This is a genomic window from Claveliimonas bilis, from assembly GCF_030296775.1.
Classification (GTDB): Bacteria; Bacillota; Clostridia; order Lachnospirales; family Lachnospiraceae; genus Claveliimonas; species Claveliimonas bilis.
On record NZ_AP027742.1, the window covers coordinates 1,819,895 to 1,832,164 of the forward strand.

12 protein-coding genes are annotated in these 12,270 nt (G+C 46.2%); all 12 read right to left on the reverse strand.

Features of this window, described 5'->3' with window-relative positions:
* Window positions 1-75: 75 nt before the first annotated feature.
* Window positions 76-1,359: a bifunctional phosphoribosyl-AMP cyclohydrolase/phosphoribosyl-ATP diphosphatase HisIE gene (gene hisIE, locus R2J37_RS09020; protein WP_256195221.1), complete on the reverse strand. Its 1,284-nt coding sequence runs from the start codon at window positions 1,357-1,359 to the stop codon at window positions 76-78.
* 19 nt (window positions 1,360-1,378) lie between these two features.
* The gene (gene hisB / locus R2J37_RS09025) at window positions 1,379-1,969 is read right to left on the reverse strand and encodes an imidazoleglycerol-phosphate dehydratase HisB (RefSeq protein ID WP_230106087.1); all 591 of its coding nucleotides are present in this window, start codon (window positions 1,967-1,969) and stop codon (window positions 1,379-1,381) included.
* A 2-nt stretch (window positions 1,970-1,971) separates the two neighbouring features.
* Window positions 1,972-3,273: a histidinol dehydrogenase gene (gene hisD, locus R2J37_RS09030; protein ID WP_230106086.1), complete on the reverse strand. Its 1,302-nt coding sequence runs from the start codon at window positions 3,271-3,273 to the stop codon at window positions 1,972-1,974.
* A 16-nt stretch (window positions 3,274-3,289) separates the two neighbouring features.
* Window positions 3,290-3,925: an ATP phosphoribosyltransferase gene (hisG, locus tag R2J37_RS09035; protein ID WP_230106085.1), complete on the reverse strand. Its 636-nt coding sequence runs from the start codon at window positions 3,923-3,925 to the stop codon at window positions 3,290-3,292.
* 8 nt (window positions 3,926-3,933) lie between these two features.
* A complete protein-coding gene (gene hisZ / locus R2J37_RS09040) occupies window positions 3,934-5,181 on the reverse strand; it encodes an ATP phosphoribosyltransferase regulatory subunit (protein WP_316264638.1) in 1,248 nt (415 codons plus the stop codon).
* Between the two features lie 74 nt (window positions 5,182-5,255).
* Window positions 5,256-5,801 (reverse strand): Holliday junction resolvase RecU, encoded by a 546-nt coding sequence (locus R2J37_RS09045; protein WP_230106083.1) that lies wholly within the window; start codon window positions 5,799-5,801, stop codon window positions 5,256-5,258.
* Window positions 5,802-5,834: 33 nt separating this feature from the next.
* Window positions 5,835-6,830, reverse strand: a complete 996-nt coding sequence (locus R2J37_RS09050) for an RluA family pseudouridine synthase (protein ID WP_316264641.1) — start codon at window positions 6,828-6,830, stop codon at window positions 5,835-5,837.
* A 28-nt stretch (window positions 6,831-6,858) separates the two neighbouring features.
* Window positions 6,859-7,434, reverse strand: coding sequence for a hypothetical protein (locus R2J37_RS09055; protein WP_230106081.1), 576 nt, complete (start codon window positions 7,432-7,434; stop codon window positions 6,859-6,861).
* Complete coding sequence (locus R2J37_RS09060; protein ID WP_316264643.1) at window positions 7,431-8,219, reverse strand: SDR family NAD(P)-dependent oxidoreductase; 789 nt, start codon at window positions 8,217-8,219, stop codon at window positions 7,431-7,433. Before R2J37_RS09060 ends, R2J37_RS09055 begins: the two co-directional genes overlap by 4 nt.
* Before the next feature lie 16 nt (window positions 8,220-8,235).
* Window positions 8,236-10,116, reverse strand: coding sequence for a YgiQ family radical SAM protein (locus R2J37_RS09065; RefSeq protein WP_316264645.1), 1,881 nt, complete (start codon window positions 10,114-10,116; stop codon window positions 8,236-8,238).
* The gene (locus R2J37_RS09070; protein WP_316264647.1) at window positions 10,113-10,835 is read right to left on the reverse strand and encodes a pseudouridine synthase; all 723 of its coding nucleotides are present in this window, start codon (window positions 10,833-10,835) and stop codon (window positions 10,113-10,115) included. Before R2J37_RS09070 ends, R2J37_RS09065 begins: the two co-directional genes overlap by 4 nt.
* 1 nt (window position 10,836) lies before the next feature.
* The gene (locus R2J37_RS09075) at window positions 10,837-12,225 is read right to left on the reverse strand and encodes an RsmF rRNA methyltransferase first C-terminal domain-containing protein (RefSeq protein ID WP_316264648.1); all 1,389 of its coding nucleotides are present in this window, start codon (window positions 12,223-12,225) and stop codon (window positions 10,837-10,839) included.
* Window positions 12,226-12,270 lie beyond the last annotated feature (45 nt).

The window sequence follows — 12,270 nt, forward strand, 5'->3', positions numbered from 1 at the left end:
AGGCATGTTTAGAATCATCCGAACAAGCAATAAGGAGACAGGATAATCTTCATCTCCTGTCCCCTTATAAAAGAATTACCGATCCGCTAATTCCCTTACAATATCTTCCCAGTTAATACCTCTTTCCACCATCAGCACCATAGCATGATAGAGAAAATCGGCCATTTCATATTTGATCTCTTCCGGATTTGGGTTCTTGGCGGCAATAATGATCTCAGTTGCTTCTTCTCCCACTTTTTTAAGGATCTTGTCAATTCCCTTTTCAAACAGATAATTGGTGTAAGATCCTTCCTTCGGATGTTCCCGTCGGTCCACAATGGTCTGATATACACTTTCAAACACCTGAAGAGGATTCGTTTCATCATAATCTGAACCGACAAGCGGTTGAAAGAAGCAAGTAGGATTACCGGTATGGCAGGCTGCCCCTACCTGATCCACTTTGGCAAGCAATGTATCTTTGTCACAGTCAATCGTAAGCGAACGGACGTACTGGAAATGCCCGCTTGTCTCTCCTTTCACCCACAGACATTGCCTGCTTCTGCTGAAATAGGTCATTCGCCCTGTCTTGATGGTCTGATCAAAGGATTCTTCATTCATATAGGCCATCATCAGCACTTCCTGAGTCTTATAATGCTGCACAATGACCGGAATCAAACCTTTCTCATCTGTTTTAAATTCTGAGAAATCCATAATACTCTCAAAGGTAGTCATCTGGATATCTTCCTGCTCACATCGATTTTTAAATTCTGCAAAATCCATATCTGTCTGACTGACATACTTCCCTGACAATCCCCGTACGCCGGAACATTTCAATATTTTGAAAAGTTCAGGTTCCTCCATGGTATCTGTCACCACTACGCAGGGAATGTCCGTAACATTAACAACAGAATCCAGATCCAGACGATGCATGAAGATAATCTCGCTGGCATACTCATTGATAATGTGCTGGTGTTTAAACAGCGCATCGAAATCATTCAGAGAGACTGCAAGCTTTTCTTTGCCGAACCGCTTTGCCACATCTTCAATCAGCTTCTGATTGTCAGATTTGGAAAAATTCAGCATGGCTCTTTTTGCTCCGGCGTAGAGGATTTTCTTTACATCCTCCTGCCGTTTGATATTTCCGCCCGCCACCATGGGAATACGGATGATGCGGTTGATTTTTTTCATCAGGTCAATGGCCTCGTCGTGCTCTTCATCTGATTCAGACAGATCAAATACAAGCAGCTCATCTGCTCCGTGTTCGCTGTAATACCGGGCAAGTGAGAGGACGTCCTCACTTAAAACCGTGCGGTCGTCGAACCATTTTACTGCCTTCCCGGAATCTATAAAAATACATGGTATGACTCTTTTATAACTCATTTATCTTATCCCTCCTTCGTTATGCAAGGGTTCCTTTCGTTGTCCAGGCGCCTTCAATGCGCTCTTCTTTTCTAACCGCCTGCAAAAGCGCTCTTCCGAAACCTTTAAACAGCGCTTCAGCAATATGATGATTGTTGCCGCCGTCCAGCATCTTTAAATGCAGGTTCATCTTTGCACTGTAAGAGACGGCATAGAAAAATTCACGGATCATTTCCGTATCAAGATCCCCGATCCTTCCCGGCGTAAATGCCGCGTCAAAATTCAGATAAGGACGTCCCGACAGATCCACTGCGCAGAGGATCAGTGTTTCATCCATAGGCAGCATAAAATTCCCATAACGGCAAATACCTGCCTTATCGCCAAGTGCCTGAATGATGGCAGTTCCAAGGACAATCCCTGTATCCTCCACCGTATGATGGCAGTCCACCTCAAGATCTCCTTTTGCACGCACAGTAAGATCAAAAAGCCCGTGACGCGCAAATCCATCCAGCATGTGGTCGAAAAATCCGATACCGGTCTGAATATCTGTTTTTCCGGTGCCGTCCAGATTCAAGATGATCTCAATATCTGTTTCTTTTGTAGTTCGTTTTACTGACGCTGTCCTCTCCATATTTACCCCTCCTGCTCTTCAAAGCGGACCTTGATGGAATTTGCGTGTGCAGTAAGGTGCTCCGCCTCGGCAAATGCCTCAATTTTTGTGTGGATCTTTTCCAGCGCTTCCCTGGAATATCCGATAATACTGGACTTTTTAATAAAGTCATCTACAGACAATGGAGAGAAAAAGCGGGCGGTACCGTTGGTAGGAAGTACATGGTTCGGCCCTGCAAAATAATCTCCCAAAGGTTCACTTGCATATTCTCCTATGAAAATAGCTCCTGCATTGCGTATTTTCGTCATTACATTGTAGGGATCCTTTGTCTGGATCTCCAGATGCTCGGACGCAATTTCGTTTGCGATATCTATGGCATCCTCCATAGTTTCCGCCACAAGGATATACCCATAGTTGTCCAGGGATTTCCGGATGATCTCGCTTCTTGAAAGTGTTTCAAGAAAGCGGTCCACTTCTTCTGATACCTTTTCTGCCAGCGTTTCACTGGTAGTTACCAGTATGGCGGACGCCAGCTCATCATGCTCTGCCTGGGACAGAAGATCTGCCGCTACATACCGCGGATTTGCTGTCTCATCGGCAATAACCAGGATTTCACTTGGTCCTGCCACAGCATCAATGCTGACATGACCGTAAACTGCTTTCTTAGCCAATGCCACATAGATGTTTCCCGGTCCTACGATCTTATCTACTCTTTTAATACTTTCCGTTCCGTATGCCAAAGCTCCGATTGCCTGTGCTCCGCCTGCTTTATAGATCACATCCACTCCTGCTTCATGTGCTGCAACCAAAGTGGTAGGCGTTACTTTTCCGTCTCTCCCCGGGGGAGTAGTCATGACAATCTCATCCACTCCTGCCACTTTCGCCGGAATCACATTCATAAGCACAGAGGAAGGATAAGCGGCTTTCCCGCCCGGCACATAGACGCCGACTCTCTGAAGCGGCGTAACTTTTTGTCCCAGAATGGTTCCGTCGCTTTTGCTGTCAAACCAGCTGTACTGTTTCTGTTTCTCATGATAGACCCGGATATTTTCCATGGCCTCCCGGATAATGTCCACAAGGCCGCTGTCTATTTGTTCATAAGCCTCCCGGATTTCTTCTTCTGTGACCCTGATATTGTTCTTATCTATCTTAGCATGGTCAAACTCCTCTGTATAGGCAAACAGGGCATTGTCCCCCTCTTCTTTTATACGGCTTAGGATCTTTGCAACCCCTTCTTCATATTGTCCGTACTGATTGGGGCTTCGTTTTAAAAGATCCTCCAGCAGATTTTTCTTGGAACGGCTGTCCAGCTTCTGTATTCTCATCTTTCTTCATCCCTTTCTATATTACCGTACGCAGTCTGGATATCAGATCCTTGATCCGGTCACTTTCCATTCTCATACTGACAGGATTTACGATCATCCGCGCCGAGAGCGGACATACTTCCTCCAGAACAGTAAGTCCGTTTTCCCTCAGAGTGGATCCTGTTTCCACAATATCTACAATAACCTCTGCAAGACCTACAATAGGCGCCAGCTCAATAGAGCCGTTCAGCTTAATGATCTCCACAGTCTGGTGCTTGGTATTATAAAAGTAATCCTTCGCAATATTGGGATATTTGGTAGCGACCCGGATCCGTTCATGATGCAAAAGAAGGGGAGCGGCGCTTTTGGGCCCGCACACACACATCCTGCAGGTGCCGTATCCCAGATCCAGTACTTCATGAACCTTCCGCCCTTCCTCCAGAATCGTATCCTTCCCTACGATTCCAATATCAGCCGCGCCGTATTCCACATAAGTAGGCACATCCGGACCCTTTGAAAGGAAAAACCGGAGTTTCAAATCCTCGTTGACAAAAATCAGTTTCCTGGAATCTTTGTTTTTCATTTCCTCGCATGTGACACCGATTTTTTCGAATATTTCCAGCGTCTGTTTTGCAAGACGCCCCTTTCCGAGAGCAAATGTCAAGTATCTCATGATGTATTTTACTCCTTCGTATTTATTGTTTTTGTTTCACCGGTAACCAGGTTGAACATTTGGATCTGATCATCTTCCTGAATATAAATCATGTTTCCGGCATAATATTCTTTTCCGTACTGCATATAATCTTCCAGCGTCTTGTCAGGCGCCTTTCGCAGCAGCTCTGTATTTTTACATTTTTCCCGGAAGTCGCTGGCAATACGAATTGCCTTTTTTTCCATTCCTTTATCATACAGGATCAAAGTATTTTTGCGGGAATAGGTGATACGGATATGCTGTCTTGTCAGAGCGCTCATCAACTCATCGATAACAAGGGCAAAACCGATGGACGGAGATTCCTTGCCGAATTTTTCCAACAGATGGTCATAACGGCCGCCTTTGACTACTGCATCCCCTGTTCCAAACGTATATCCTCGGAAAATAATTCCGGTATAGTATCCATAAGTTCCGCTCATGCTGAAATCAAACTGAATATATTGCTCCGCACCATAGTATTTCAACATGTCATAAATCTGTTCCAGGCGGCGCACCGCCTTGATCCCTTTGGAATTTGGCGCAAAGTTCCTTGCCTGTGCAAGTATTTCCACACCGCCGTACAAATCGCCCAGCGCCACCAAAGCCTCCTTGGAACTCCGTTTCACCTGAATGCCGTCAAGATATTCCTCCAGGCCGAAATAATTCCGGTTATTGATCAGTTCCCGGACTCTCTCTTCTTCTTCCTCGTTGAGGGCAGCGTCTTCAATCAGGCTCTGAAATAAATCCACATTCCCCACACTCAGCTGAAAATCCCGCAGTCCGATAGTCGTCAGACAATCTGCCACCATGGCCAGCATTTCCGCATCCGCCTCAATGGAATCCACTCCGATGAGCTCCGCCCCCATCTGGGTATTTTCACGGAGCCGCCCCTGATAGCTGGAATGGTTTACAAAAGTATTCCCTGTATAGCACAGCCGGATCGGAATATCCTCATCTTTAAATAAAGTAGCTGCCGCTCTTGCAATAGAAGGCGTAATATCCGGCCTTAAAACAAGGGTGTTTCCTTCTTTATCAAAAAATTTATACAACTCTCTGGAAGGGATCGTACCGATCTCTTTACGAAAAACATCAAAATATTCAAAGGTAGGTGTCTGAATGTCATGATAGCCATACAGCTGGAGCACTTTATGAAGGCGGTTCTCCAAAGAAAGTTTCTTGCCGCATTCAATATTGCAAATATCCCGTACACCCTCCGGTGTATGTAATTGTTGTTCCATATAATGTGTATCCTCCCTTGGCACTTTATCATGCTAATACGTTAAAACCTTATTGAATTATACGCATTTTACGTTTACTTGTCAAGAGAATCGCGAATGTCAAGATCCAGATTCATATAATCCAAATAAGGGATATAGTAATTTTGTTTCAGGTTTATAAAGAAACGGGGATCCAGCTCTTCCATTCGGAAACTTTTGCGTCCCCCTTCCATGGAACGGTTCCAGAATTGTTTCAATTCCTCAAATCTCATATAGTAGGCAGTTCCCTCTCCCGTATAGTAGATCAGGAGGAAGGCAATCCCGCCCTGGCGCTCAAATTGTTCCATGAAAACGACCTGGTGTTCATGGATATTCTGAATAGGAAACGTGCTTCCGGCACATTCCTTTGCATCAAAACATACCGGTATCCCCTGTACCGCACCGATATAATCCACTGTACTTCGCTGTTCAAAATAGGCAAGGGTAATCTGTCGGTGCTCCTTATCCATGCGCACCGGAGTAATAGGAGTAGGTATTTTCTGGATCAAAGCCAGATTCTTCTCCAGATACTGCTCATTTGTTCGGTTGATCAATTCCTCCAGTGTAGAACCTCTAAGTCCTCTTGTATTCCATGTCCCCATGTGTGTTCGCTCTTTCTCCGTTATTTCTTTCTTTTAAGCCAGCCCTTCCTCTTTTAAGATTTTTTCAAAAACAGGCGGAATCGGCGCTTCAAATATCTGCTTGGACAAATGGCCCAGTCTTCCCTCCATCTGCGGAAATTCCAGACGGCAGGCATGGAGCAGCTGGGAATCCAGTCCATATTTTCTGCGGTACTCCTCATTTACTTTCCGGCTTCCATATTTATAATCTCCAATGAGGGGATGACCAATGGAAGCAAGGTGGGCCCGGATCTGATGAGGGCGCCCGGTAATAAGATGTACTTCCAGATAAGTGGCGCCATCTGTCATGGAAAGAGGCCGGTAAGATGTCTCGATCCATGCATCTCCCTCTTTGAGAGGCCTCTCACTGATCGTCACTTTATTTGTCCGTTCATCCTTTGAGAGATATCCTTTTATATGATCTCCTGTCCCTATTTTTCCGGATACAATGCATCGGTAATATTTTTTCAGATCCCGCTCTTTAAAAAGGCGGCTTAGAACCTGAAGTCCTGCAAGGCTCTTTCCGGCGGCGATCAGGCCGCTTGTATTGCGGTCAAGACGGTTGCAGACAGAAGGACGAAATGTTCGGAGATCCTCTTTGGAAAGTGCCCCTGTACTCAAAAGGTATCTAAGAATCCACTCCACCAGAGATTCCTCTTTTGTGTCTGCTCTCTGGGACAGGATACCCGCCGGCTTGTTGATCAGCAAAATATCCTTATCTTCATAGATGATCTGGCTTTTCTCTAATGTTCCTTTCTTTTGAGAAAGCTTTTTTTCCAAGAGTTCTTCTGCTTCAGAAAATCCCCGGATCGTCTCCTCTGCCAGGAAAAGGCGTACCTGATCACCAATGGACAGTTTCTCGTTTCCTGACGCTTTTTTCCCGTTAAGTACAATATTTTTTTTACGCAGCATTTTATAGAAAAAGCTCTTGGGCGCCTTTTTCATATATTTAGCCAGAAATTTATCCAGTCTCTGCCCCGCCTCATTTTCGCCGATGACAATTTCTCTCATATATTCTTTATCCTCTGCATCTTTTTTGCTACATGGAAATATTTAAAATAATCCTGCGTATTTTCCTTTCCCGCTTCCTGCGGTCCTCCTTTTCAACCTGCGCAATATTATTGAGGCCCTCCACCCGTGCGAGAAAGGGAGTGTAATCATTTAATATCTTTACGGTAATTTTTGACATTCTGTTTTCTTCCAGAATATTTTTGATATGCTTTGCTGCTTCTTCCGGATCTGTCTTTTTATCCGGCGCATAGCCGAACACGGTATTACCGGCAATCACAACTGCTGTCACGGGCATAATCTTTTCCCTGCTTGTAAGGACCATATCATAAGCTGTTGTAAGAAGAGAGGCCTTATCTTCTATCTCATCTACAATTTCCGGATCTATGGTCCGGTAAGGCAGGATCGTGATCAGTCCCACCAGCATTTTACATGCCGGCAGGCACCCTACGATCGCTACTACAGTCAGAAGATTCAATCTTGTGCCCGTCTGCATAATGCCAAGAACTAAAAGAGCAATGACCACTGCAAATTCCAGCACAGTCATAAGAAGCAGCTTCTGCTTCCTGGCGCGGATATATCCGGGCTGTCCTTTTTCTATTTTCATCTTACATTGTACTCCTTGTTATTCATTCTGTTCATAACCCAGTCCGTCACGCGGTCCGGTGACAGACGCACGGCCAGTTTTGCCCCCTTCATGGCTGCTCCGTAAATGGAAATACTGCGCCTGCGCCGCACATCCAGCAGGGCTTTCCGCACAACCTGCTCCGGCTTTGCCATCAGCTTTTGTTTGGCAGGAATCTTAAGAGTACCCGCCGTATCAAAGAAATTCGTATCTACCGGTCCAGGGCACACGGCCGTCACAAAAATCCCGTTCTCTGCAAGTTCCTTGCCCAAAGCCCGGCTGTAGTTTAATACATATGCCTTTGTCGCTGCATACACAGCAGCTCCCGGCTGCGGGGCGAAAGCTGCCGCCGAAGCAAGATTTACAATACGGCTTCCTCCTGACATGAAAGGAATACACTGGCTTGTCAGCCGTGTCAGTGCCTGACAGTTCAGCTGGATCATATCTGTAAGTATCTTCACATCTGTCGCCATGACCGATGCATTTTTCCCAAATCCTGCCGCATTGACAAGAATACGGATATCCGGCTTCAGTGCCTCCATATCTCTCTGCAGATGATTATAGACTTCATCCTGCAGAAGATCACTGTTATAAAGACGGCAGTAAACCCCATTTACAGATGTAAGCTCCTGCTTTACTTCTTCCAGTTTATCCGTATTTCTGGCAATAAGCCAGATTTCATCCAGACTGCGGTAGCATTTCGGAATCTGTCTTGCAAATTCTCTTCCAAGTCCCATGGACGCTCCTGTGATGACTGCTATTCTCATAAAAATCCCTTCTTTACTAATTATTTCTACTCTTTTTATGGACATGCCGGATCGTCTTTTTCTTTCCGGTTCTCTTTTGTTTTCTTTTCTCCCCCTGTTCCTTTTTGGGACGGATCAGACAGTTCCTGCCGTATCCTACCAGGTCCATTCTCCCTCCCTTTTTCAGCGCCTCTAAGACCAGATCATAATTTTCCGGTCTCCGGTATTGGATAAGCGCGCGCTGCATTGCCTTTTCATGAGGGCTCTTCGGCACATAAACCGGTTTCATATCCCGCGGATCCACTCCGGTATAGTACATACAAGTTGAGATCGTGGAAGGCGTCGGATAGAAATCCTGCACCTGCTCCGGCATATAGCCAAGATCTCTTAGGTATTCCGCCAGCTTAATGGCTTCCTTCAAGGTAGAGCCGGGATGGGAGGACATAAGATAAGGCACAAGATACTGGTCTTTTCCGATTTTCTGATTGATGCTTCTGTACTTGTCTGCAAATGCCTGGTATACCTTATGCTCCGGCTTCCCCATTTTGGACAGCACCGCATCGGATACATGTTCCGGCGCTACCTTCAGCTGTCCGCTGACATGATGCCGGCACAGTTCCCAGAGAAAACTGTCATCCGGATCTGCCATGACATAATCAAAACGGATTCCGGAACGGATAAACACTTTCTTCACTCCCGGAAGTTCTCTTAGTTTCCGTAATAATTTTATGTAATCTCTGTGGTCGGCCCGGAGGTTTCTGCAGGGCTTCGGAAAGAGACATTGTTTCGTTGGACATACGCCCTTTTCCATTTGCTTCTGGCAGGATGGCTGCCTGAAATTTGCCGTTGGTCCGCCCACGTCGTGGATATAGCCTTTAAAGTCCTTCTCTTTTGTAAATGCTTCCGCTTCTTTCAGCAAGGATTCATGGCTTCTTGTCTGCAGGATCCTTCCCTGATGAAAGGTCAGGGCGCAGAAACTGCAGCCTCCAAAACAACCCCTGTTGCTGACAAGGGAAAACCGGATTTCCTGAATAGCAGGCACGCCCCCTTCTTTCTCATAAGACGGATGGTAGGTACGCATATAAGGAAGACTGTACACCTGATCCATCTCACTTTGAGACAATGGTTTTGCCGCCGGATTCTGCACCACATAGAGATGATCGGAATAAGACTCCACCAGACGCTTTCCCGAAAACGGATCCGTATTGCAGTACTGGGTGTAAAAGCTCCTTGCATAATTCAGTTTGTCCGCCAAAAGTTCCTCGTAAGAGGGCAGCATAACCGCATCATAGGCAATGCCCGGATCCTTTACTTTACATACCGTTCCGTCAATATAGGTAATGTCCTTGATATCAATACCTGAGTCCAAAGCTTCCGCAATCTCCAGAATGGATCTCTCTCCCATTCCGTAAGAGATCAGATCTGCCCCGGAATCAAGAAGGATTGAACGTTTCAGCTTGTCTGACCAGTAATCATAATGGGCAAGCCGTCTAAGACTTGCCTCGATTCCTCCCAGTATGACAGGAACGTCTTTATAAACCTGCCGGATCAGATTGCTGTATACAACAGCTGCGTGATCCGGTCGTTTTCCCATAACCCCTCCCGGCGTATAGGCATCTGTTTTCCTCCGCTTCTTTGACACAGAATAGTGATTCACCATGGAATCCATATTCCCGGCAGATACAAGAAAGCCAAGTCTTGGCTTCCCGTACTCCATAATGCTCTCCTTACGCCGCCAGTCTGGCTGTGCAATGATGCAGACCCGATAGCCGTGAGCCTCCAAAAGCCTTGTGATAATTGCATGGCCGAAAGAAGGATGATCCACATAGGCATCTCCGGATACATAGACAAAATCAGCCTCGCTCCATCCTCTCTCCTTCATATCCTGTCTGCAGATGGGTAAAAATCCCTGTTTCATTCTAAAACTCCTAATTTTTTCTTCTCTTCAAGCGTCAGCGGCCGGTATTCTCCCGGCTTTAAGTCAGGATCCAGCACAAGGGGTCCCATTGTCTCCCTTTTCAGATAGACAACTTTCATTCCCACTGCCTGAAACATCCGCTTGATCTGATGATATTTCCCCTCCTGAATGGTAAGACGAACACAGGATACCGGACCGCTTTCCAGGATCACAAGCCTGGCAGGAAGGGTCATTTCCGGAGCATCTTCTGTTCCGATATCCACTCCGCTTTGAAACAGAGGAACGAGATCCTCCGTCACATTTCCTTCAATCCTGGCATAATAAGTCTTATCCACATGCCGTCGGGGAGACAAAAGCTGATGGGCCAGCTTCCCGTCATTGGTAAGGAGAAGCAGCCCTTCTGTGTCTTTGTCAAGACGGCCTGCCGGGAAAAGATCTTTTCGTTTTCTGTCCCCGATCAGCTCTACCACTGTGACATCTTTCGTATCTTCTGTGGCAGACACGACTCCGGAAGGCTTGTTCAGCATATAATACTCTACTGCCTCATAGGACACTTCCTGACCGTCCAGGCAGATTTTCTGCTGGGGATCCACCTTGCATTCCGGCGCTTTTTCTGTCTCGCCGTCAACAGTGACCCTGCCTTTTCGGATATACTTTTTTACTTCCTGCCGTGTTCCGACGCCCATTTCCGCCAGATATTTATCTAAACGCATCTTCATTTTAATGCCATCTCCATCCGGGTAAATACTTATTCTTTAATGTGCCCCCTGCCAGCTTGCCCCATCCGAGAGGATAGCCGTCCACACAAAAAAGATACCACCCTTTCTCTTTAGATGAGACAACATCATCAAGATCAATGGTCTCTCCCTTCAGATAGCGGATCACTCTCTCATCCTTTGCGGGAAGATCCAGGGTGAAGGGATAATCCTCCTTACTTAAGCACATGGCAAGTGCCTGACTCGGCTCGAACCGGTTTTTCTTCAATTCTCCCAGAAGAAGACCTGTCCTTAGGAAACGTACCCCTTTCAGATCAGGAATCCCCTCTGGCATATAATAAACCTTTTCCCCGCGGATATCCAGTCTGCCACCGCTTAAATCTATCTTAATTTTCTGTAAAAATTCTTTCAGTTCATCCGGCAGTTTCTGCTCTTTCCCCCTTTTTTCGCCGACCTTTTCCTTCAGCAAAGGTGCTCCCTCTCCCTTTTTCACAAGGGCGAGATAATGTCCTTCTCCATGCATCTTATGAGGGAAAATACGCACCGTCTTTTCCAGGTGTCTTTCCTCTCCATTCGCCGCTTCTTCGGAAAGGCCGGGTGTAAACCCTTCATAAGATTCCATATCCATAATACGAAATTCCGGATATTCTTCCAAAAGATGAGCGATAATATCTTCATTTTCCCGGCGGTCAAATGTACAGGTGGAATAAAGAAGCATTCCGCCCGGCCGCAGCATGGAAGCCGCCTGGGTAATAATATTTCTCTGAATACGGCTGAAATATTCCGGCCCATGTTCCTCCCACGCTTTTACCATCTTTTTGTCTTTACGGAACATTCCTTCTCCGGAACAGGGCGCATCGATGAGTATTTTATCGAAATATTCCGGGAAATGCTCTGTCAGGTTTCCCGGCTCTTCACTGGTCACAAGCACATTGCCGATACCAAACAGCTCAATATTCTTCAAAAGTCCCTTTGCCCTGGAACTACTGATATCATTTGCCACCAGAAGGCCGCGTCCTTTCAGCTTTGCGCCAAGTTCTGTGGCCTTTCCTCCGGGAGCAGCGCACAGATCCAGCACTCTTTCTCCCGGTTCGACGGGAAGACGGTTTGCCGGCGTCATGGCGCTTGGCTCCTGCAAATAGTAAAGTCCGGCGAAATAGTAAGGATGTTTTGCCGGGTAGTCTTTTTCTCCATCATAATAAAATCCGTTTTCAATCCACGGAATCGGCCGGATGGGAAACGGACAGATCTTTTGAAATTCTTCTTCTGTTATTTTTTTGGTATTTACCCGAAGTCCATAGTATCTCGGCTCATCGTAGCATGCAATATAGTCATTGTACTCTTCCTTCAGAAGTACTTTCATTTTTTCCTGGAATGTCTCTGGCAGGTTCATCCTGTCATCCTCCTTTGTATATACACCAACGCTATTATAGCATTT

Excerpts from the sequence above, each read along its gene's own strand:
- hisIE (WP_256195221.1), bottom strand. The coding sequence starts at position 1,359 with ATGAGTTATAAAAGAGTCATACCATGTATTTTTATAGATTCCGGGAAG.
- hisB (WP_230106087.1), bottom strand. The coding sequence starts at position 1,969 with ATGGAGAGGACAGCGTCAGTAAAACGAACTACAAAAGAAACAGATATT.
- hisD (WP_230106086.1), bottom strand. The coding sequence starts at position 3,273 with ATGAGAATACAGAAGCTGGACAGCCGTTCCAAGAAAAATCTGCTGGAG.
- hisG (WP_230106085.1), bottom strand. The coding sequence starts at position 3,925 with ATGAGATACTTGACATTTGCTCTCGGAAAGGGGCGTCTTGCAAAACAG.
- hisZ (WP_316264638.1), bottom strand. The coding sequence starts at position 5,181 with ATGGAACAACAATTACATACACCGGAGGGTGTACGGGATATTTGCAAT.
- R2J37_RS09045 (WP_230106083.1), bottom strand. The coding sequence starts at position 5,801 with ATGGGGACATGGAATACAAGAGGACTTAGAGGTTCTACACTGGAGGAA.
- R2J37_RS09050 (WP_316264641.1), bottom strand. The coding sequence starts at position 6,830 with ATGAGAGAAATTGTCATCGGCGAAAATGAGGCGGGGCAGAGACTGGAT.
- R2J37_RS09055 (WP_230106081.1), bottom strand. The coding sequence starts at position 7,434 with ATGAAAATAGAAAAAGGACAGCCCGGATATATCCGCGCCAGGAAGCAG.
- R2J37_RS09060 (WP_316264643.1), bottom strand. The coding sequence starts at position 8,219 with ATGAGAATAGCAGTCATCACAGGAGCGTCCATGGGACTTGGAAGAGAA.
- R2J37_RS09065 (WP_316264645.1), bottom strand. The coding sequence starts at position 10,116 with ATGAAACAGGGATTTTTACCCATCTGCAGACAGGATATGAAGGAGAGA.
- R2J37_RS09070 (WP_316264647.1), bottom strand. The coding sequence starts at position 10,835 with ATGAAGATGCGTTTAGATAAATATCTGGCGGAAATGGGCGTCGGAACA.
- R2J37_RS09075 (WP_316264648.1), bottom strand. The coding sequence starts at position 12,225 with ATGAACCTGCCAGAGACATTCCAGGAAAAAATGAAAGTACTTCTGAAG.